Genomic DNA, 20,429 nt, shown 5'->3' on the forward strand with positions numbered 1-20,429 from the left:
CATTTCAGAATGCCGGTGGCCGGGGGGAGTGCCGCGGCGGTGGAAAATCTGCTGCCGCTCGCGTTGTCACGTCCGCACGACGCGATCGCGGCGGCGCGGACCGTGCTGGCCGGCGAGCCGCCGGTGGTCACCGCGTCGATCGCGCACCAGGCCTGGGGGATCGGGCTGCGGCAGCTCGGCGAGGTGCCGACGGCGGTCCGGCAGCTGCGGACCGCGCTGCGACTGGCCGAGCAGTCCGGGCGGTCGGAGCGGGAGGCGGATGTCCTTGCCACGTTGGGCGCAACGCTCGGCCGGGCGGGCCGCGGTCGCGAAGGGCTGGCCCGGCTGGACCGGGCGGTGGACCTCAGCCGGGGCGCGCTGACGGGACGGGTGCTGCTGCGGCGGGCCGACGTACTGCTGGTGCTCGGCCGGCATCGGGAGGCGCTCGACGACCTGCGCGCGGCGATCACCCGGCTGCGGCGGTCCGGCGACCAGGTGTGGGAGGCGCGGTCGCGGAACTATCGCGGATTCATCCAATTGGCGATGGGCGGGACGAAGCGCGCGGACGCGGATTTCGCGGTCGCGGAGAAGTTGTACGCCGCCACCGGTCAGGAGTTCGAGTACGCCGAGGCGCGGCAGAACCGCGGGCTGGTCGCGTACGCGCGCGGGGATCTCCCGGCCGCGCTGCGGTACCTGGACGAAGCCGGCCGGCGGTTCGCGGCGGTCGGGGTGAGCTGGCCGGACCTGGCGATCGACCGGTCCGGCGTACTGCTCGCGGCCGGGCTGAGCGCGGAGGCGCTGGCCGAGCTGGATCAGGCGATCGGTGTCGTCGGCGGTTCGAAGCGGGGCGAGTTGTTGTTCGCGGCGGCGACCGCCGCGCTGGCCGCGGGCGATCCGGCCGCGGCGCAGGAACGCGCGGAGCGGGCGCGGCGGTTGTTCTCGGCGCAGCATCGGCAATGGTGGTCGGTGCGGTCGTCGATGGTGGTGCTGGAGGCGCGGTACCAGGCCGGTGAACGTGGGGAGTCGTTGCTGCGGCGGGTGACTGCGGTGGCTGGGCGGCTCGATGCCGTTGGGGCATCCGAAGCGACGGCTGCGCATCTGTTGGCTGGGCGGTTGGCGTTGGCGGCGGGGCGGGCTTCGGCGGCGGATCGGCAGCTGGAGTTGGCGGGGCGGCACAGCAAGGACGCGCCGCCGATCGCACGGAGCGCTGCCTGGTTGGGGAAGGCGTTGCGGGCCGAGGCGCGGGGCGACGTGCGGTCGATGCTGTCGGCGTGCGGTCGCGGGCTGGATGCGTTGGACGAGCATCGGCTGACGATGGGCGCGACGGAGCTGCGGGCGTTGGCGACGGGGCAGGGCGCCGAGCTGGCCGAGCTGGCGTTGCGGGATGCCTTGCGGCGCGACGATCCGCGGCGGTTGCTGGTGTGGAGCGAGCGGTGGCGCGCGACGGCGTTGGGCGTGCCACCGGTCCGGCCGTCCGACGACGGGCCGCTGGCCGGCGAGCTCGCGGCGTTGCGGGACGTCGTACGGCGGTTGGACGCGGCGCCGGATCCGTCGCTGGAGAAGGAGCGGCGGCGGTTGGAGAAGAGCGTTCGGGATCGGGCACTGCGGGTGCAGGGCGGATCGTCGGACGGGGCGTTGCGGCCGTTCGACGTCGACGAGTTGATCGGGGCGCTCGGGGAGACGGCGCTGGTCGAACTGGTCGAGGTCGGTGGGGTGCTGTCGGCGGTGGTGGTTCTGCACGGGCGGATCACGCGGCATGAGGTGGGACCGATCGCAGCGGCTGCTCTCGAGGGCGAACGGTCGCGCTTCCACCTGCGTCGGCTTGCCCACGGTCGGCGACTCCAGTGGGGGCCGTCGTTCGACCTGTTGGGGGCGCGGCTGGCGGACGCGGTGCTCGGGAACGCGCGGGAGTTGCTGGAGGATCGGCCGGTGGTCGTCGTTCCGCCGGGGCGGTTGCAGGCGTTGCCGTGGGGGCTGGCGCTGGGGGAGCGGGTGGTGAACGTGGTGCCGTCGGCGGCGGTGTGGTTGCGGGCACGGGCAGTACGGGCGCCCGCGGATCGACGGGTCGTCCTCGTCCTCGGGCCGGGGCTGTCGGCCGCGCGCGGTGAGGTGCTGCGGCTGGCGGCGGAGTACCCGGACGCGACCGTGCTCGCGGACGGCGACGCGACGGCGGACAACGTACTGCGGGCCCTCGACGGCGCGTGGATGGCGCACATCGCGGCGCACGGGACGTTCCGCGCGGACAGCCCGTTGTTCTCGTCGCTGCGGCTCGACGACGGGCCCTTGACCGTGTACGACTTCGAGCGGCTGCGCAGGGCGCCGTACCGGATGGTCTTGTCCAGTTGCGATTCCGGGCTGGCGAAGCCGGTCGGGGCGGACGAGCTGCTCGGGTTGAGCAGCAGCCTGATCCCGCTCGGCGCGGCCGGCATCCTCGCGAGCGTCGTACCGGTGAACGATCCGGCGACCGCGCCGCTGATGCTCGCCGTCCACGAGAACCTGCGGGCCGGGCAGTCGCTCGCGGCCGCGTTCGCCGCGGCCCGGCAGGCGACCGACGGCGACGCGGTGAGCCGATCGTTCGTCGCGCTCGGGGCCTGATGTATCAGCAGTCGACCGGAACGCTCTGTACCAGTAAGAACCGGTAACAGCAGAGCGGTCCGGCGGAGAAGGGGGGACGGCATGCGGGACGACCCGACGGTCGTCGACCTGGTCGCCAGGGCCAGGGACGGCGAGAAGGCCGCCTGGGACGAGCTGGTCGAGCGGTACGCGCCGCTCGTCTACTCGATCTGCCGGCGGTACCGGCTGGCGCAGTCCGACATCGACGATGTCGGGCAGAGCGTGTGGCTGCGACTGGTCGAGCATCTGCCCGGCCTGCGCGAGCCCGCCGCGTTGCCGGGCTGGATCGCGACCACGACGCAACGCGAGTGCTTCCGGCTGATCCGCGCCACCAGCCGCGTCGAGCCGGTCGACCTGACGGTGTCGGCCGACGTACCGGAGCAGGCGATCGCGGAGGAAGAGGTGCTGCGGCATGAGCGCGGGGTGATCCTGCGGACCGCGTTCGGTGAGCTGTCCCGGCGCTGCCAGCTGCTGCTCTCGCTGCTCATGCAGGACCCACCGGCGCCGTACGACGAGATCAGCCGGCGGCTGGAACTACCGATCGGCAGCATCGGCCCGAACCGGGCCCGCTGCCTGACCCGGCTGCGGGCGACGCCCGCGCTGGCCGGACTGGCGACCGACGACGGAACGAGGGGGTGAGACAGTGATCGACCCGGACTGGAACGACGACGAGAAACTGATCGAGGCGTTGCGGGTGGCGTTCGCGGCCGCGGACGACGTACCGCCGGGATTCCTCGAGGCCGGCAAGGCGGCGTTCGCGTGGCGGACCATCGACGCCGAGCTGGCCGCACTCACCTACGACTCGGCGCAGGAACAGCCGGCCGCGCTCGCGGTCCGCTCCGAGAGCGCCGTCCTGCGGTCGATGACGTTCGCGTCGGAGGGCTGGACGGTCGAGCTCGAGCTCACCCCGGACGCCGTCCTCGGGCAACTCGACCCACCCGAGGGCGGTTCGGTGACGGCCCGCGGCGACGGCGGCACGCTGGCCACCGCGGACATCGACGCGCTCGGCTTCTTCGTCCTCGGCCCGCCACCGACCGTCCCGTACCGGCTGGTCTGCACCACCGGCTCGGGCATCACGATCCTGACCGGCTGGATCACGCCCTAGGTGGCGAACACCTGCGCGTCGTCCGCGAACGCCTTGAACTCCAGGGCGTTCCCGGCCGGGTCCAGGAAGAACATCGTCCACTGCTCACCGGGCTGCCCCTGGAACCGGACGTACGGCTCGATCACGAACGCGGTGGCGGCCGCCCGCAACCGCTCCGCGAACCGCTGGAACTCGTCCACCGCCAGGATCAGCCCGAAGTGCGGCACCGGTACGTCGTGCCCGTCGACCGGGTTGTGGATCCGCTGCGCGCGCTCGGGCGCGAGGTGGGTGACGAACTGGTGGCCGCGCAGGTTCCAGTCGATCCAGGTGTCCGAACTGCGGCCCTGCGCGAGCCCGAGGACCGTGCCGTAGAAGTGCCGCGCCGCGTCCAGGTCGTCGACCGGCATCGCGAGATGGAACCGGGGGAGGGAATCAGTCATCGCCCCATTCAAGCAGTCGTCTGGTCCCGGAGCTCGATCTCGACGTGCGGGCGAGACTGCCACAGCGCCCACTCGGCGCTCACGTCCCCGGCGGTGCGGAGCAGCCGTGGCAGGTGATCGTGCAGCAGCGTGTCGACCGTGGTCTCGGCGGCGTGCACGGTCACGTTCATCGCGGCCCGGACCGTGCCGGTGCCGTCGCGGACCGGCGCGGCGACCGAGCGGACGCCCGGCGCCAGCTCCTCGTCGGCCAGCGCCCAACCGCGCGCCCGGATCTCGGTCAGCTCATCGCGCAGTTGCTCCGCGGTCCGGCCGATGTACGGCGGCAGACCCGCGCGGCTCGGCTCCGCGAGTACGTCGGCCAGCTCGTCGGGGGACAGCGCCGACAGCAGCACCTTGCCCTGCGACGTCTGCACCGCCGGGAACCGGGTGCCGATGTCGACGCGCAGCGCGATCAGCTTCGGCACCGACACGCGGGCGACGTACACGATGTCCGAGCCGTCGAGCTGCGCCATCGACGACGACTCGCCGGTGCGGGCGACCAGCGCCTCGAGGTGCGGGCGGGCGATGTCCCAGAGGCCGAGCGAACCGACGTACGCCATCCCGAGCGTGAGCACCTTGGGGGTCAGCTGGAACGCGCCGTCGGCGGTCCGGACGAAGCCGAGCTCCTCGAGCGTCAGCAGCAGCCGGCGCGCGGTCGGCCGGGCGAGGCCGGCCGCGGTCGCGACCTCGGACAGCGACATCGTCCGGTGCCCGGCGTCGAAGCAGGCCAGCACGTCCAGCCCGCGCGCCAGCGCCTCGACGAAGTCCGGACCTGTCCCGCGGCCTGCCATCTGTCCTCCTGCTCGCTACTGTTCACCGAAGATGGTGCCACGTGCCTCGCGGGTGGAGTCGGACTTGTAGTCCGTGTACTGGTACGGGTTGTCCAGCACCTCGCCCTTCGGCAGCTCCGGGTTCATCCCGTTCCGCCACGCCTCCTCGCCGAGCGCCGACTGCAGGTACGCCACGGTCTCCTCGATCTCGCGGCGTACGGCGGGCAGGTCGCAACCGACGAGCCGGTGGTCCTGCTTCACGATGCGGCCGTCGACGATCACCGTGTGGACGTCGCCGCGCTGTGCCTGGAACGCGACGTGGCCGTACGGGTTGAGCAGCGGGAACGAGACCGGTGACGCGTCGTTCTTGATCAGCACGACGTCGGCCTTCTTGCCCGGTTCGAGGCTGCCGAGGTCGTCGCGGCCGAGCGCCCTCGCACCGCCGCGGGTCGCCCAGTCGACGACCTGCTCGGCGCGCAGATGGCTGTGCGTGACGGTGGCGCCCTTCATGTGCGCCTCGAGGTGTTCGCGGGCCCGGTCCGCGCCGAGGGTCGTCCGCATCGCGCTGAACAGGTCGCCGCTCCACCACACGCTGGTGTCCATCGACAGCGAGACCGGGATGTCGTGCCGGCGGACCTGCCAGGTGGGCGGGTAACCCTGGCCGGCGCTCTGCTCGGACTCGGTCGAGACCGAGATCGAGCCGCCGGTCGCGGCGATCCGCTGGTACGAGTCGGTGGTCAGCGTGGCGGCGTGGACGTAGATGTTCCGCGGCGTCGTGAAGCCGTTCTCGTGCATCAGCTTGATGCCGTTGTCGTTGGTCGCTCCCCAGACACCGGCGTGCGTGGTGACCGGCAGGTCGAGGTCCCGGGCGACCTCGAACGCGGCCCGCTCGGGGAACTCCGGGTCGCCGGTGACGTCGAACGCCAGCTGCAGCCCGAGCCGGTCGTCGGCGCGCAGCCGCTCCAGGAACGCCCGGACCGCCGGGTCCGCGGTCCACTCCCACGGGCCGGCCTGGATGTTGCCGTAGGCAAGGACGAACCGGCCGGGGACGGCCCGCAGTGCGTCCACGGCGGCCTCGGCATGGTCGACGCTCTGCAGGCCGTGCGACCAGTCGACGGTGGTGGTGACGCCGGCTTCGAGGGACTCCCAGGCCGACGTCAGGTTGCCGGCGTGGATGTCCTGCGGGCGGAACGTCTTGCCGTGCTCGAGGTAGTACCAGACGAAGTACTGCGTGAGCGTCCAGTCGGCGCCGTACGCGCGCATCGCGGTCTGCCACATGTGCCGGTGGGTGTCGATCATCCCGGGCATCACGATGCCGCCGGACGCGTCGACGGTCTGCGTGCCCTCGGGGACGGCGAGGTCCGGGCCGATGTCGGCAATCCGATTGTCGACAATCAGCACGTCGGCGGCGGGCAGCACGGTGTGCCGGTCGTCCATGGTCAGTACGGTGCCGCCCCGCAAGACGATCGGTGCTGTGGTCATGGTCCCCTCCAGAGATAGCCGGACATGCGTCCGTATGACGGTCAACCGGGGCGATGAGGCTCACTCTGTGCTCGTGAACGAGTCGTGTCAAGGGTTTGACAGCGCGCTTTCCGGGTGCTGAAACTGATAGCGGACAGATGTCCGCGAATCCGGGAGGTTGTGTGAAGGGACCGTTGTCCGGGCTGCTCGTGGCCGACTTCTCGCGGATCCTCGCCGGTCCGTACGCGACCATGCTGCTCGCCGATCTCGGCGCCGACGTGATCAAGGTCGAGGCGCCCGGCGGCGACGACACCCGGTCCTGGCAGCCGCCGGTCCGGGACGGCATCTCGACGTACTACCTGGCGGTGAACCGGAACAAGCGGTCGATTGCGCTGGACCTGAAGGACCCCGCGGACCTGGCCGCGGCGCAGGAGCTGGCCCGCCGGGCCGACATCCTGGTGGAGAACTTCAAGCCCGGCGGCCTGGCCCGGTTCGGGCTCGACTACGAGACTGTTGCCGAGGGCAACCCCCGGCTGGTGTACGCGTCGATCAGCGGGTTCGGCTCCGGGCCGCGGGGCGCGGAGCTGCCGGGGTACGACCTGATCGTGCAGGCGATCTCCGGGCTGATGAGCCTGACCGGCGACCCGGGCGGGGAGCCGTTCCGGGCCGGGATCTCGGTGTTCGACGTGATGGCCGGGCTGCACGCGACCATCGGCGTACTGTCGGCGCTGCACGCGCGGGCCGAGAGCGGGCGCGGCCAGCACGTCGAGGTGAACCTGCTGTCGTCGGCGCTGTCCGGGCTGGTCAACCAGTCGAGCGCGTACGTCGCCGGCGGCGTCGTACCGGAGCGGATGGGGAACAGCCACCCGAGCCTGTTCCCGTACGAGCCGCTGCCCTGCGCGGACGGGGAACTGATCATCACGGCCGGGAACAACGGGCAGTTCCGCAAGCTGGTCGAGGTGCTCGGCGTACCGGAGCTGGCCGACGATCCGCGGTTCGACCGGAACGAGCAGCGCACCGCGAACCGCGACGAGCTCCGCCCGCTGCTGGTCGAACGGCTGCAGACCCGGACCACGACGGAGTGGTTCCGGGACATCATCGCGGCCGGTGTCCCGTGCGGGCCGATCAACACCGTCGCGGGCGGGGTCGCGTTCGCCGAGGAGATCGGGCTCGACCCGGTGGTCGAGTCCGGCGGCATCCCGGGGGTCCGGAACCCGATCACGTTCTCCGGCAGCGCGGCGTCGTACCGGCTGCCGCCGCCGTCCCTCGACGAACACGGAGGTGAGCTACGCCAGTGGCTGACGAACTGAGTTTCCCTACGTCCTTGGGTACGTCGACGGCCGACGAGATCCGGCTGCTCGGCCAGGACCTGACGGCCGACCTGATGGGCAAGGTCGGGTTCGGCGAACTCGCCTTCTGGCTGGTCGCGATGCGCCGCCCGACGCCGTCCGAGACCCGCGTCTTCGAGGCCGTCCTGGTCGCCCTCGCCGACCACGGCTTCACCCCGACCGCGATCGCCGCCCGTCTCACGTACCTCTCGGCCCCCGACTCCCTCCAAGGAGCACTGGCCGCCGGCCTCCTCGGTGGCGGCAGCCGCTTCCTGGGGGTGACGGAGGACTGCGCCCAGTTCCTCCACGCAGCCCTTCCCGGCGATCCGCCGACCGACGCCCCGGGCTGGGACGCTCTGGCTCGGCAACTCGTCCAACAGTCCAAGGCCAACGGAACGTTCATCCCTGGGCTGGGGCATCCGGTGCACAAGGTCGAAGATCCGCGGACACCGGTGCTGATCGGGATCGCCCGTGAGGAAGGCCTCGAAGGACCGCATCTGCAACTGTTCCAAGCTGTCGGCCGAGTGCACGAGCAGGTGCTCGGCCGCCGTCTTCCGCTGAACGGTGCGGGGGTGTGCGGGGCTGCGCTGGCCGACCTCGGGTTGCCCGTGGAGCTGTTGCGCGGGTTCGCCTTGCTGGCCCGGGCGGCGGGGTTGCTGGGTCAGCTGGCCGAGGAGCGGCGGCGTCCGATCGGGATGGACGCCTATCTGACGATCGATCGCAACGCCGAGTACGTCGAGCCCTGAGGAGCAGCAGATGGCCACAGTCGCCGCGGTGATCGCCTCGACCCACCATCCGTTCTACTACCGCGCGAGCACCGCGACCGGTGCGGACCGGCCGCCGTTCGCCGACGAATGGGTGGCGAAGATCGAGGCGTTCCGGGAGACCCTGACGAAGGCCCGGCCGGACATCCTGGTGATGGTCGGCAGCGACCACTTCCACCAGCTGTGGCTGGACAACATGCCGCAGTTCCTGGTCGGCAAGGCGCCGTACTTCGACGCGAACTGGTACAACGAGGAGCGCGAGTTCGGGCTGCCGCGGATGCGGCTGGCCGGTGACGAGCAGCTCGCCGGGCACATCCTGCGCAACGGCCTGGACGCCGGCTTCGACCTTGCCTTCAGCAACGAACTGCGGATCGACCACAGCATCACCTGCCCGATCATCACGCTCCGCCCGGACGCGGACCTGCCGATCGTGCCGATCTACACGAACATCTTCGCGCCGCCGCTGCCCCGGCCCGGCCGGTTCGTGGAGCTCGGCCGGACGATCCGGCAGCTGGTCGAGTCCTGGCCGATCGACAAGCGGGTCGCGATCATCGGTACCGGCCACCTCTCGCTGGAGCTGGGCGGCCCGCGGCAGTTCGGGGAGCACGGGCCGGACCCGGAGTTCGACCGCAAGGCCGTTGACTGGATCGCCGGCGGCGACATCGAGGGCTGCCTGTCCGAGGTGACGCTGGACAGCCTGCACCTGCCCGGGAACGCGACGCACGGCTTCATGGACTTCATGCTGATGATGGGCGTCGCCGGAGAGGGCGCGAAGGCCGATCACGTGGACTCGCTGGACCTGTTCCACACGATGGAGGCGTACTTCACCTGGTACCCGAACGGAGTGCCGACATGAGCAAGTACCTGCTGAACAAGTTCCTCTACACCGTCGACCGCGACCCGGACCTGGTCGAACGGTACCGGGAAGATCCGGCCGGGACGGTGACCTGGTGGGAGGCGGAGATCGCCAACCAGCTGCTCAACTGCGCGGTGCCGGAGAAGTCGACCTGGCAGTCGTTCACCGCCGAAGAACGGAAGGCCCTGCGCGAGCGCGACCACGTCGCGCTCTTCGAGCTGGGCGCGCATCCGTTCCTCACGCTGACCCTGTTCATCGCGATGTTCGAACGCGACCACGGCCCCCTCGAATACCAGAAGGCCTACGCCCACGCGCTCCGCCACCACTCGCTACCGTATCCGGACATCGCTACCTGAGGAGGCTGAGTGCGAGCCGCAGTCCTGCACACCCACGGTGAACCGCCGACGCATGCGGACCGGCCGGACCCGGTCGCCGGTGAAGGCGTGTCGATCGTCCGCGTGACAGCGGCGCCGATCGTGCCGCTGGACCTGCTGTGTGCCTCCGGTACGTCGTACTTCGGGGCGCCGGCGCTGCCGTATGTGCCGGGTGTCCAGGGTGTCGGCGTGGTGGAGGAGTCCGCGACTGTCACGCCCGGGACGCGGGTGTTCTTCGCGACGTCCGCCGGGATGGCGCCCGGCGACGGGAGCCTGGCCGAGCGGGCCGCCGTACGCGACAGCGAGCTGGTGGTGCTGGACGCCGGGGTCGACGACGCGGCGGTGGCGGCGATCGGGTTGTCCGGGGTCGCCGGGTGGATGACGTTGACGTGGCGGGCGCAGCTGCAGCCGCGGGAGCGGGTCCTCGTCCTCGGCGGCGGTGGTGCGGTCGGGCAGGTGGCGATCGGGGCGGCGCGGGTGCTCGGGGCGTCGAGCGTGACGGCCGTCGTACGGTCGGAGTCCTCGCGGGAGCGGGCGGTCGCGGCCGGGGCCGACGAGGTGGTTGCCCTGAGCCCGGATGTGGACGAGCTGACGGCACGGCTCGGCGGGCCGTACGACGTGGTGATCGACCCGGTGTTCGGCGTCGCCGCGACGGCCGCGTCGCGGGTGCTGGCCGACGGCGGGCGGCTGGTGAACCTCGGCGGGTCGTCGGGCGACGAGGCGGTGTTCTCGTCGGCGGTACTGCGGAGCAAGTCCGCGAGCGTGCTCGGCTACACGAACAACGCGCTGACGGCGGCGCAACGCCACGACGCGCTGGCCGCCGTACTGCGGCAGGCCGGGTCCGGGGCGATCCGGGTCGCGCACGAGACGGTCACGCTCGCGGACGTCGCGTCCGCCTGGCAACGCCAGGCGACCGGCACCACCCGCGGCCGCCTGGTCCTCACCTTTGCCTGATCTGCGACGACAGGCGCCGGGGTCGCGGAACAAGCTATTGCTTGTCGCGTGACCCCGGCGGGTGGTGCTAGAGGAGGTCGGCGACCAGGCCGTACGTCTGGGCCTCGGTGGCGGAGAGGACCCGGCCGGTGGTGAGGTCCTCGGTGACCTCGTCGGGGGTGCGCCCGGTGGCTCGGGAGATGAGGTCGCGGAGGCGCGCGAGTTCGCGGTCGTGCTGGGCGGCCAGGGCGGCGAGTTCGTCGGCGGTGCCGTTCGCGGTGAACGGCGGGACCGAGAGCACGAACATCGTGTGTTTGTGGGCCTGGCGTCGCGCGGCGGCCGCGAGTACGGCGACCGCCGGACCCCGGATGGTGCCGCGGGCAACGACGTGGACGGGTGCCCGGATCAGGTCGATCGCCGCGGCGACCGAGAGCGCGGCATCCAGCCCGGAATCGGCCGCCGACAGGTGAACGGTCACCGGTTCGTTGCCACCGGCATCCAGCAGTAACAACTGCGCCGCCACATGCTCGGCCAGCCCGTCGTCCAATCGTCCGCCGACCAGAATCACCCGCTCCGCCAGCAACCGATCGGCCAGCTCCCGCTCGACACTCACCGACACCGGCTCGTACCACGCCGGAAGTATCGGCTGCGGCGCCGGGCCTTCCGGCTTCGAGGGGACGCCAGGCCCCGGCACCTCCGGCCAGGGGCGCCCCGGCACTTCGGCGCGCGGCGCCGGGCCCAGCCGGGGATGCGGTGCGGTCTGCTTCTCGACGTACATATGTCCTCCTTCGACGGCTCCAGCCTGGGGGTGCCGGGCGCCGGGGAGAAGGGGGTTCCGCTGTCAGCAGACGGAGAGGGTGGAGATCGCGGCGATGATCCTGTCCCAGAAGGCGTCACGGTCCAGGCTGACCGCGACCCGCGCGTTCGGCGGACGGCCGGTGTAGCCGTCGAGGTCCACGACCGTTGCCCCGGCGGTCCACCGGCCTTCCGTCTCCACGACCAGGTTCGCCTCGACGCAGCCGACGATGGCGGGGTCGATCACCCGGGCGACCGCGACCGGGTCGTGCAGCGGCGGGGCCTCGAAGCCGAACAGCTCCCGGTACGTCGACGCGAAGAACGTCATCCACTCCCCGCACACCTGCGCCAGCGGCGAGCCGATCCGCGCCAGCCGGGCGAGGACGTCGTCGGTGACCAGCGCCTGATGCGTGACGTTGAGCCCGCACATCGTGAACGGGATGCCTGAGTCCAGCACCACCTGCGCCGCTTCGGGATCGACGTACGCGTTCGCCTCCGCCAGCGGCTGGATGTTGCCGCGGTCCGTCGATCCGCCCATCCAGACGATCTCAGTGATGTTCGCCGCCGCGCCGGGCGCCTCCGTGAGCAGCCGCGCGATGTTCGTCAGCGCCCCGGTCGCCACGATCGTCGCCGGTTCCCGCAGTACGTCGACCAGCAACTCCTGCGCCGGCAACGGCGACTCCGGCACCGTCGGCGGGTCCGTGAACGTCGGCCCGTCCAGCCCGGTCCCGCCGTGGACGTCGTCGGCGATCCGCAACGGCCGGACCAGCGGCCGGTCGGCGCCCCGTGCAACCGGAACCGACGAATCCCCGGCCAGCGACAACACCCGGCGGGCGTTGAGCGTGCACTTGTCGACGGTCTGGTTCCCGGCAACGGTCGTCACGGCGAGCAGGTCGACGGCGGGATCGGCGACCGCGAGCAGGATCGCCAGCGCGTCGTCGTGCCCGGGGTCGCAGTCGAGGATCAGGCGGGTAACCATGCGTCAGCCTACTGTGTCTCGGTTGCCGCAGGTCCTATGTTGGGCACCATGAGCGAGAAGGAACCGCCGGCCAAGGACCAGGCCAATGAGCCGAACGGTGGGGACCAGAACGGCGACCGGAAGGACGACAGGTCGCCGCGGCCGCCGCACAAGCCGTGGCGGACCGAGGGGCTCCCGGCCGGGCACGGTGACGACCAGAAGCCGCGCCGGCCGCGGTGGTGGAAGTGGGCCGCCTGGATCATCGGCGGGTACCTCGTGCTGTTCCTGCTCACCACGATGCAGGACCAGCTGGCCGGCGGCGAGCAGACCATCGCCTACACCGACTTCGCCGCGCAGGTGCAGAAGCAGAACGTCGCCGAGGTCTTCGCGCAGGGCGACACGATCCAGGGGCGGCTGAAGGAGGCCGCGGAGATCCCGGGCAAGAGCGGGTCGACGTACACGAAGTTCACCACCGAGCGGCCGACGTTCGCGAACGACAACCTGTACGGCGAACTGCAGAAGGGCGGCGCCACGGTCCGGGCGACGCCGGTGGTCGCCCAGCGCGGTGTGCTCTGGAACCTGCTGATCTCGCTCGGCCCGTTCATCCTGATCGCGGCGTTCTACTTCTGGCTGTTCCGTCGCAGCCGGGCCGGCGGCGGTCTCGGCGGGCTGCTCGGCGGTGGCGGCCAGCAGAAGAAGCCGGTCGACCCGACCACGGTCCGGGTGACGTTCGCGGACGTCGCGGGGATCGACGAGGTCGAGGCCGAGATCGAGGAGGTCGTCGACTACCTCAAGGATCCGGAGAAGTACCGGCGGCTCGGTGCGCGGGCACCGAAGGGCGTGCTGCTGGCGGGCGCGCCCGGTACCGGCAAGACGCTGCTGGCGCGGGCGACCGCGGGCGAGGCCGGCGTACCGTTCTTCTCCGCGAGCGCGTCGGAGTTCATCGAGATGATCGTGGGCGTCGGCGCCAGCCGGGTGCGGGAGCTGTTCGGCGAGGCGCGGAAGGTGGCGCCGGCGATCATCTTCATCGACGAGATCGACACCATCGGCCGGGCCCGGGGCGGTGCGCGTTCGGTCGGCGGGCACGACGAGGGCGAGCAGACGCTGAACCAGATCCTCACCGAGATGGACGGCTTCTCCGGTACCGAGGGCGTCGTGGTGCTGGCAGCGACGAACCGGGCCGACGTCCTCGATCCGGCGCTGCTCCGGCCGGGGCGGTTCGACCGGACGATCACGGTGCACGCACCGGACCAGCCGGGGCGCGAGGCGATCCTCAAGGTGCACGCCCGCGGGAAGCCGCTGGCGCCGGACGCGGACCTGACCGCGTTGTCCCGGTCCACGCCCGGCATGACCGGTGCGGACCTGGCGAACCTGCTGAACGAGGCGGCGCTCGCGGCCGCCCGGCAGGGCGAGTCCCAGATCACCATGCGAGACCTGACCGACGCGCTGGAGAAGATCCAGCTCGGCACCGCGCGGAACGTCGTGATGCCGGAGGACGAGCGACGGCGGACGGCGTACCACGAAGGCGGGCACGCGCTGCTCGGGATGATCCAGAAGGGCGCCGACCCGGTCCGGAAGGTGTCGATCATCCCGCGCGGCCGGGCGCTCGGCGTGACGCTGTCGACGCCGGAGTCGGACCGGTACGGGTACGACGTTGAGTACCTGCGCGGCCGGATCATCGGCGCGCTCGGCGGGATGGCCGCCGAGCAGGAGGTGCTCGGCGTGGTCACCACCGGCGCGGAGAGCGACCTGGAGACGGCGACCCGGATCGCCCGCTCGATGGTCGGCCGCTGGGGCATGTCCGAGGCGATCGGCCCGGTGTCGGTGCTCCCGGCCGAGGGCGACGCCCGGACGGCGGGCGTCTCGGACGAGCTGCTCAACACGGTGGACGAGGAGGTACGCCGGCTGATCGAGCAGTGCTACGCCGACGCCCGCCGCCTGCTCCGCGAGCACCGCCCGAAGCTCGACTCGATCGCCGACCGGCTGCTCGAACACGAGACCCTCGACGAGGCCGACGCGTACGCCGCGGCCGGCATCGCACGCCCCGTCCGCCCGGAGCCTCCGGCGCTACCCCAGACCGCCGCCCAGACGGCTCCCGAATGACTCGTCGAGAACCAGGAGGAACTGCAGCCCGTCGTACGACGGTGTGCCGGGCTCGGCGGTGTACGCGACCAGCAGCTGCTCCGGATGGGTGTCGACGGTGAACTGCTGCACGTCCAGCGTCAGCTCGCCCGCCGTCGGGTGCCGGTAGGTCTTCGTCAGTTGCCGAGGGCCCCGAACCTGATGGCCGGCCCACCAGTTCCGGAAATCCTCGTCACGGACGCTGAGCTCGCCGACGAGGGCGTTGATCGCCGGGTCGCCGGGCGTCCGGCCGGCCTCCATCCGCAGCACCGCGACGCACTCGCGGGCCGCCCGCGGCCAGTCGGCGTACAGCGAACGGACCTGCTGGTCGAGGAACGTGAGCCGGATCAGGTTCCGGTGCTCGACCGGGAGCGCGTCGAAGTCGGTGAGCAGTGCGGCGGCGCCGCGGTTCCAGGCGAGGACGTCCATGCCGCGGTGCAGGACCATCGCCGGTACGTCGTGCATCCGGTCGAGGAGCTGCCGCAGCTGTGGGGCGACCTCGGGCCGCGCCGGCCGCCGGACGGACGCCGGGGCGACCTCGGCGACGGTGAACAGGTACTCGCGTTCGTCCGGCGCGAGCTGCAACGCGTCCGCGAGGGCGTCGAGGACCGGGCGGGACACGCGGCGTGTCCGCCCCTGTTCGAGCCGGACGATGTAGTCGACGCTGACGTGCGCGAGCTGGGCGAGCTCCTCGCGGCGCAGCCCCGGTACGCGGCGGAGCCGCCCGTCGTCCGGCAGTCCCACCTGCGCCGGCTCGAGGGCCGCGCGCCGGGATCGGAGGAACTCGCCCAGCTCGTTGTCCATGGCACCAGTGTGCGTCGTCGGCCGCCGCCGTGCCTGGTACTGGCCTGCATAGGCAGAACCCTCCCTGGAACGCACCCTCCGCGGCCGGGAGGTTGGAGGCATGAGAACAGACGTGAACTTCATCAGCGGCGGTCTCCGGATCGCCGGTCAGCTGTACGTCCCGGACGGCGCCGCGCCGCGCCCGGCGATCGTGGTCGGTCACCCCGGTACGGGCGTGAAGGAGCAGGCTGCGGGCCTGTACGCGGCGCGTCTTGCGGAGCAGGGCTTCGTGACGCTGGCGTACGACGCGGCGTACCAAGGTGCGAGCGAGGGCTTGCCGCGCGGGCTGGAGGACCCGGCCCAGCGGGTCGAGGACCTGAAGGCTGCGGTGTCGTACCTGACTACCCGTGCGGAGGTCGACGCGGAGCGGATCGGGGTCGTCGGGATCTGCGCGTCCGGCGGGTACGGCCTGGTCGCGACCGCCACCGATCCGCGGGTCAAGGCGCTCGCGACGGTGAGCGGGGTGGACATCGCCCGGCAGTTCCGCGTCGGCGCCGACGGGTCCCAGGACCCGGCGGTGTTCGAGGGTCTGCTCGCCGCCGCGGCGGCCGCCCGGACGGCCGAGGCGGCCGGTGCGCAGACGCAGACCTTCGATCTGTTCCCGCCGACCGAGGACGCGGCGCGGGCCGGCGGGCAGCATGTGTTCGAAGGCTGGGAGTACTACTGCACGCCGCGCGGCCGGCACGAGCGCTCGACGAAGACGCTCCCGTGGATCAGCGTCGACCGGATCGCCACGTTCGACGCGTTCCAGCCGGTCGATCGGCCGTTGCTGATGATCGCGGGCCGGAAGGCCGTCACCTCGTGGATGAGCGTGGCGGCCTTCCAGAAGGCACGCGGGCCGAAGCGGTTCGTCTGGATCGACGACGCCACCCATGTCGATCTGTACGACCGGGACGAGTACGTGACGCCGGCCGTGGCGGAGATCGGAGCATTCTTCGGCGAGTCGCTCGGCTGACGGTGCCGGAGGTCAGCCGACGGTGGCGTCGACGGTGACGGGGATGTTGCCGCGGGTCGCGTTGGAGTACGGGCAGACCGTGTGGGCTGACGCGACGAGCGCGTCGGCTGTCGCCTGGTCGACGCCGGCCAGTTCCACATGCAGGGCGGCGGCGAGGCTGTAGCCGCCCTGTTCCGTGGGAACCACGCTGACCTCGGCGACCACGGCCGAATCGGTGATGGTGGCCTTCTGCGCGGCCGCGACGGCCTTCAACGCGGAGTGGAAGCAGATCGCCCACCCGGCGGCGAAGAGCTGTTCGGGGTTGGTGGCGCCGCCAGGCCCACCCATCTCCGGTGGGACGGCGAGCTTGACGTCGATCAGGCCGTCGCTGCTGACGGCCCGGCCTCCTGCGCGGCCGTCCCCGGTGGACGTGGCGATGGCGGTGTAGACGGAGTCGGACATGGTGTGTGCTCTCTTTCTCTTGGAGGTCTACCGGCCGTCGGTCTCGAGGAGGCGGAGCCAGATCTCGCTGATGGTCGGGTAGGCGGGGACGGCGTGCCAGAGGCGGTCCAGCGGCACCTCGCCGGTGATCGCGATGGTTGCCGCATGCAACAGTTCGGCGACGTCGGGCCCGACGGCGGTGAAGCCGACCAGGACGTCGCGGTTCTCGTCGACGACCATCCGGGCCTGCCCGTGGTAGTCGTCGGCGTGCAGCGCGGCACCCGAGACCGCGCCCAGGTCATAGTCGACGACACGGACCTTCAGCCCCGCCTTCGCGGCGGCTTCGGCGGACAGCCCGACGGCGGCGACTTCGGGATCGGTGAAGATCACCTGCGTGACGGCCCGCTCGTCGGCGGTGGCGGCGTGACGCCCCCACGGACTCAGATCGGCCTTCTCGCCACGGGCACGCGCAGCGATCGCGTCGCCGAGCGCGCGGGCCTGGTACTTGCCGTGATGAGTCAGCATCGCCCGCTTGTTCACGTCGCCCGCGGCGTACAACCAGCCGTGAACGGCGTCGCCAACGACAGCGAGTGCATCGTCGACGTGCAGCCAGTCTCCCGGTGCGAGGCCGAGGTGTTCCAGGCCGATGCCCTTGGTGTTGGGCGTCCGGCCGGTGGCAACCAGGATCTCGTCGGCGTCGACGGTCCGGCCGTTCGAGAGGGTCAGGTGGACGACGCCGGCATCGTCTCGCCGTACCTCGGCGGCGTCGACGTTCAGCTCCAGCGACACTCCGGCCGTACGCAGACCGGCGGCGACGTACTCGGCGGCGAAGGGCTCCACGGTGGGCAGCAGCCGGGTCTGGGAGACGAGCGTGACCTGCGCGCCGAGGGCGCTGAAGGCGGTGGCCATTTCTGATCCGACGACCCCGCCACCGATGATCGCCAACCGCTTCGGGACGGCCTGGACGGCGGCGGCTTCCCGGCTCGTCCACGGCGCCGCGTCGGCCAGTCCGTCGATGGGCGGAAGGAACGCGCTGCTGCCGGTGGCGATCACCACTGCGTGCCGCGCCTCTACGGCGGTCATCGTACCGTCGGAGTGGGTGACGGTGACCGTACGGGTGCCGGTGATGCGTCCGTGCCCGCGGAGCAGCGTGATCCCGGCCTGGTTCAGCCAGTCGACCTGGCCGGAGTCGTTCCAGTTGGCGGTGAATCGGTCGCGCCGGGCGAGAACCGCGGCCGGATCGAGGATGCCGGTCACGGCCTGTCCGGCGGCCGGCAGGGCGCGCGCGGCGCGGAGGGCGGCGGCGTCGCGGAGCAGGGCCTTGGTCGGCATGCAGGCCCAGTACGAGCATTCGCCGCCGACGAGTTCGCGTTCGACGATCACTGCGGTCAGGCCGCCCTGCACCACCCGGTCGGCCACGTTCTCGCCGACCGGCCGGCGCCGATGACCACGACATCGACGTCGAGCATGTCAGTTCGCCTTCCCGGCAAGGCGGTGCAGACGGATCGCCGAGACCAGGAAGAAGATGCCGCCGAGGATCGCGTACCCGGCCACGCTGGTGAGCGACGGGTCCGGCTTGCCCGCCATCAGGACGAAGCTGCCACCGGCTAGCACGGAGATGCCGCCGCTGAGGATCATCGGCCACTGGCCACCCAGCCGGTACCGCTGGACGGCGAGGACCAGCTGGACGATGCCGGCCGTGATCGCCCAGGCGCCCCAGACCCGCAGTACGGCGGGGATCCCGGAGGCGGCCGCGATCGCCAGCCCGACGGCGGCGAGCAGACTCAGGCCCATGTTGACGTAGAGCGGCGACTTCTGCCGGGTGCTGCCCGACGTACGGAGGTCGATGACGGCCGCGGCGACGTCGAACAGCGGGTAGATCACCAGCAGTACGCCGGCTGCCGGGTTGATGCTCTTCGCGATCACCATCGTCAGCACCGCCCAGACGACCGCGAACCCGAACCGGGTGAAGTAGAGGGTCCGCAGCGCCTTGGTGCTCCCGGCGGCGGTTTCGACTGAGGTGGACATCAGGGGTTGCTCCCGGTGTGAAGGTAGATAGAACGATCGGTACACCACTGAGCTTGCAATGGAGTGGCAGGCGTTGTCAAGACCGATCGTTCTATCTCGCTCCAACCGTTCATCTTGCGGCTTCCTGAGAGCTATCTGAGAAGGGCTGCTTGTTGCCTGGGCGTTGGCAGAGTCCGGCGCGGTTGCGTGTGGCGCGTGTCTTGGGGGACCGCGAGTATTCGGAGCGATGACGCTTGGGCAGGGTGTGGCTGGCCCTCTTGGCAGTGGGGTTGCTGTCGCTGGTCGGGGTCGCGCCGGCGGCGGCGCATCCGTTCGGCGATCCGCAGACGGTGGCGATCGACGCCGAGGGTTCCGTCGTCCACGTGCAGTGGAAGGTCGGCGGGCTGGACGACCTGACGTTGCTCGGGGTCGCGCTCGGCGTACTGCCGCAGGACCGGGTGATGCTGGACGGCGCCGTGATCTACCAGCCGTCCGACGGTACGGCGATCGCGCCGTCGCCGAAGCTCGGCGAGTACCTGCTGCGCCAGATCACGGTCGCCAGCCATGGGAAGGAGTGCCCGGGGACCGTGCAACCGGTGGGCGATCTGGCGAAGGCTGGTGTATCCATCGACTACACGTGCCCGGAAGCGGTCGGCGCGGTCGACGTGACCGTGAAGACGCTGACCGACCTGAACTCGGCGTACAAGACGTTGGCAACCGGGCCGCACGGGGCTCGGGCTGTGTACGGCGAGGGTGCCGAGCGGCATGAGTGGACCGTCGGGGCGGAGCAGCATCTCGGGCGGAGCGCGGCGGTACAGGTGGGGGCAGTCGCGGGTGGGGTGGTGTTAGCCGCCGCGTGCGTCCTCGGCATGCGCCGCCTGAGGCGGCGGAGCCGAATGCGGAGCCAGGCGGCGGAGGCGCGGGAGGGGCGAGGCGCATGAGTTTTGCTGAGCAGCTCGAGGGGTTCATTCATTCGCCGGGGGCGCCGCCGGTCGCGTTCGTGCTCGCGTTCGCCGCTGGGGCCGGGCATGCGGTGATGCCGGGGCATGGGAAGAGTTTGGCGGCTGCCTATCTGGTGGGGGAGCGGGGGCGGGTGCGGGACGCCGCCTGGCTGGGTGGGGCGGTGGCTGTCATGCATACGTTGTCGGTGCTGGTGATCGCCGTTGCGTGGACGTTCCTCTCGCTGTCGGATCTGCTGCAGATGGAGCAGTTGACCCGTGGTCTCCAGCTGATCGGTGGGTTGCTGGTTGTTGCTACCGGCATCTGGCTGATCAGAGGGCACCGGCGTCATCGCGGGCATGGGCATGGACATGGACATGGACATTCGAGGCCGGGGTTGTTCCTGCTGGGGGTTTCGGGTGGGTTGACGCCTTCGCCGTCGGCGTTCCTGGTGCTGGTCACGGGGTTGTTCCTCGGGCGGGCCGGGTTCGCGTTGTTGCTGGTGATCACGTTCGGGATCGGGATGGCCGTCGTACTGTTCGGCGTCGGGTTGCTGGCTGTTGCCGGGAGCAACGTCGTGGTGCGGGGCGGCCGTTCGCACCACCTGCTGTACGTCGCGACCCGGGTCGCGCCGCAGCTCGCCGCTGCCGGCATCACGCTGGCCGGCGTCGTGATGACGGCGTACGCCGTCGCACACCTCCTCTGACCGCCAGTGAAGGAGAGTTTCCCCTGCCATGAAACACAGCCCGA

The 20,429-nt window shown here is 71.3% G+C and carries 21 protein-coding genes; 12 read left to right on the top strand and 9 right to left on the bottom strand.

Annotated elements, in window-relative coordinates:
- Positions 1 to 9 precede the first annotated feature (9 nt).
- The 3 genes from ACXJJ3_RS40435 (at position 10) to ACXJJ3_RS40445 (ending at position 3,697) form a co-directional block, all read left to right on the top strand.
- Complete coding sequence (locus ACXJJ3_RS40435) at positions 10 to 2,574, top strand: CHAT domain-containing protein (protein WP_458167325.1); 2,565 nt, start codon at positions 10 to 12, stop codon at positions 2,572 to 2,574.
- Positions 2,575 to 2,655: 81 nt separating this feature from the next.
- The gene (locus ACXJJ3_RS40440) at positions 2,656 to 3,231 is read left to right on the top strand and encodes an RNA polymerase sigma factor (RefSeq protein ID WP_458167326.1); all 576 of its coding nucleotides are present in this window, start codon (positions 2,656 to 2,658) and stop codon (positions 3,229 to 3,231) included.
- 4 nt (positions 3,232 to 3,235) lie between these two features.
- Positions 3,236 to 3,697, top strand: coding sequence for a hypothetical protein (locus ACXJJ3_RS40445; RefSeq protein ID WP_458167327.1), 462 nt, complete (start codon positions 3,236 to 3,238; stop codon positions 3,695 to 3,697).
- Here the strand turns inward: ACXJJ3_RS40445 and ACXJJ3_RS40450 are convergent.
- The 3 genes from ACXJJ3_RS40450 to ACXJJ3_RS40460 are packed head-to-tail and all read right to left on the bottom strand — an operon-like array spanning position 3,694 to position 6,407.
- Positions 3,694 to 4,116, bottom strand: coding sequence for a VOC family protein (locus ACXJJ3_RS40450; RefSeq protein WP_458167328.1), 423 nt, complete (start codon positions 4,114 to 4,116; stop codon positions 3,694 to 3,696). The genes ACXJJ3_RS40445 and ACXJJ3_RS40450 overlap by 4 nt on opposite strands.
- Before the next feature lie 8 nt (positions 4,117 to 4,124).
- The gene (locus ACXJJ3_RS40455; protein WP_458167329.1) at positions 4,125 to 4,946 is read right to left on the bottom strand and encodes an IclR family transcriptional regulator domain-containing protein; all 822 of its coding nucleotides are present in this window, start codon (positions 4,944 to 4,946) and stop codon (positions 4,125 to 4,127) included.
- 15 nt (positions 4,947 to 4,961) lie between these two features.
- Positions 4,962 to 6,407 (bottom strand): amidohydrolase family protein, encoded by a 1,446-nt coding sequence (locus ACXJJ3_RS40460; protein ID WP_458167330.1) that lies wholly within the window; start codon positions 6,405 to 6,407, stop codon positions 4,962 to 4,964.
- Between the two features lie 161 nt (positions 6,408 to 6,568).
- Here ACXJJ3_RS40460 and ACXJJ3_RS40465 point away from each other — a divergent pair, with 161 nt between their 5' ends.
- From ACXJJ3_RS40465 to ACXJJ3_RS40485, 5 genes are read left to right on the top strand one after another with little or no spacing between them, the layout of a single operon-like run.
- Positions 6,569 to 7,696 carry a CaiB/BaiF CoA transferase family protein gene (locus tag ACXJJ3_RS40465; RefSeq protein WP_458167331.1) on the top strand — a complete coding sequence of 376 codons (1,128 nt, stop codon included), beginning with the start codon at positions 6,569 to 6,571 and terminating at the stop codon, positions 7,694 to 7,696.
- Positions 7,681 to 8,460 carry a citryl-CoA lyase gene (locus ACXJJ3_RS40470; protein WP_458167333.1) on the top strand — a complete coding sequence of 260 codons (780 nt, stop codon included), beginning with the start codon at positions 7,681 to 7,683 and terminating at the stop codon, positions 8,458 to 8,460. Before ACXJJ3_RS40465 ends, ACXJJ3_RS40470 begins: the two co-directional genes overlap by 16 nt.
- Before the next feature lie 10 nt (positions 8,461 to 8,470).
- Complete coding sequence (locus tag ACXJJ3_RS40475; RefSeq protein ID WP_458167335.1) at positions 8,471 to 9,334, top strand: DODA-type extradiol aromatic ring-opening family dioxygenase; 864 nt, start codon at positions 8,471 to 8,473, stop codon at positions 9,332 to 9,334.
- Positions 9,331 to 9,690 carry a hypothetical protein gene (locus ACXJJ3_RS40480; protein ID WP_458167336.1) on the top strand — a complete coding sequence of 120 codons (360 nt, stop codon included), beginning with the start codon at positions 9,331 to 9,333 and terminating at the stop codon, positions 9,688 to 9,690. Before ACXJJ3_RS40475 ends, ACXJJ3_RS40480 begins: the two co-directional genes overlap by 4 nt.
- A gap of 9 nt (positions 9,691 to 9,699) precedes the next feature.
- Positions 9,700 to 10,662 (top strand): zinc-binding dehydrogenase, encoded by a 963-nt coding sequence (locus tag ACXJJ3_RS40485; protein ID WP_458167337.1) that lies wholly within the window; start codon positions 9,700 to 9,702, stop codon positions 10,660 to 10,662.
- A gap of 67 nt (positions 10,663 to 10,729) precedes the next feature.
- Here ACXJJ3_RS40485 and ACXJJ3_RS40490 read toward each other — a convergent pair whose 3' ends face one another.
- Positions 10,730 to 11,419: an ATP-dependent Clp protease proteolytic subunit gene (locus tag ACXJJ3_RS40490; protein ID WP_458167338.1), complete on the bottom strand. Its 690-nt coding sequence runs from the start codon at positions 11,417 to 11,419 to the stop codon at positions 10,730 to 10,732.
- Between the two features lie 63 nt (positions 11,420 to 11,482).
- On the bottom strand, positions 11,483 to 12,415 hold the full coding sequence (locus tag ACXJJ3_RS40495) for a nucleoside hydrolase (protein WP_458167339.1): 933 nt from the start codon (positions 12,413 to 12,415) through the stop codon (positions 11,483 to 11,485).
- A gap of 48 nt (positions 12,416 to 12,463) precedes the next feature.
- Here ACXJJ3_RS40495 and ftsH point away from each other — a divergent pair, with 48 nt between their 5' ends.
- Positions 12,464 to 14,497: an ATP-dependent zinc metalloprotease FtsH gene (gene ftsH / locus ACXJJ3_RS40500; RefSeq protein WP_458167340.1), complete on the top strand. Its 2,034-nt coding sequence runs from the start codon at positions 12,464 to 12,466 to the stop codon at positions 14,495 to 14,497.
- On the opposite strand, the gene ACXJJ3_RS40505 is transcribed toward ftsH, so the two are convergent.
- On the bottom strand, positions 14,462 to 15,319 hold the full coding sequence (locus ACXJJ3_RS40505) for a helix-turn-helix transcriptional regulator (RefSeq protein ID WP_458167341.1): 858 nt from the start codon (positions 15,317 to 15,319) through the stop codon (positions 14,462 to 14,464). The two genes, ftsH and ACXJJ3_RS40505, sit on opposite strands and share 36 nt — an antisense overlap.
- A gap of 100 nt (positions 15,320 to 15,419) precedes the next feature.
- Between ACXJJ3_RS40505 and ACXJJ3_RS40510 the strand changes: the two genes are divergently transcribed.
- A complete protein-coding gene (locus ACXJJ3_RS40510; protein ID WP_458167342.1) occupies positions 15,420 to 16,313 on the top strand; it encodes an alpha/beta hydrolase in 894 nt (297 codons plus the stop codon).
- Between the two features lie 12 nt (positions 16,314 to 16,325).
- On the opposite strand, the gene ACXJJ3_RS40515 is transcribed toward ACXJJ3_RS40510, so the two are convergent.
- From ACXJJ3_RS40515 to ACXJJ3_RS40525, 3 genes are read right to left on the bottom strand one after another with little or no spacing between them, the layout of a single operon-like run.
- Positions 16,326 to 16,754, bottom strand: coding sequence for an organic hydroperoxide resistance protein (locus ACXJJ3_RS40515; RefSeq protein WP_458167343.1), 429 nt, complete (start codon positions 16,752 to 16,754; stop codon positions 16,326 to 16,328).
- Between the two features lie 27 nt (positions 16,755 to 16,781).
- Positions 16,782 to 18,152: a dihydrolipoyl dehydrogenase family protein gene (locus ACXJJ3_RS40520; protein ID WP_458167344.1), complete on the bottom strand. Its 1,371-nt coding sequence runs from the start codon at positions 18,150 to 18,152 to the stop codon at positions 16,782 to 16,784.
- A 51-nt stretch (positions 18,153 to 18,203) separates the two neighbouring features.
- Positions 18,204 to 18,761 (bottom strand): hypothetical protein, encoded by a 558-nt coding sequence (locus ACXJJ3_RS40525; RefSeq protein WP_458167346.1) that lies wholly within the window; start codon positions 18,759 to 18,761, stop codon positions 18,204 to 18,206.
- A 242-nt stretch (positions 18,762 to 19,003) separates the two neighbouring features.
- On the opposite strand from ACXJJ3_RS40525, the gene ACXJJ3_RS40530 reads away from it, so the two are divergent.
- Both ACXJJ3_RS40530 and ACXJJ3_RS40535 read left to right on the top strand, forming a co-directional pair.
- On the top strand, positions 19,004 to 19,681 hold the full coding sequence (locus ACXJJ3_RS40530) for a hypothetical protein (RefSeq protein WP_458167347.1): 678 nt from the start codon (positions 19,004 to 19,006) through the stop codon (positions 19,679 to 19,681).
- Complete coding sequence (locus ACXJJ3_RS40535; RefSeq protein ID WP_458167348.1) at positions 19,678 to 20,385, top strand: HoxN/HupN/NixA family nickel/cobalt transporter; 708 nt, start codon at positions 19,678 to 19,680, stop codon at positions 20,383 to 20,385. The genes ACXJJ3_RS40530 and ACXJJ3_RS40535 overlap by 4 nt, the downstream gene beginning before the upstream one ends.
- Positions 20,386 to 20,429: the final 44 nt, after the last annotated feature.

The sequence above is a fragment of the Kribbella sp. WER1 genome, assembly GCF_054189145.1.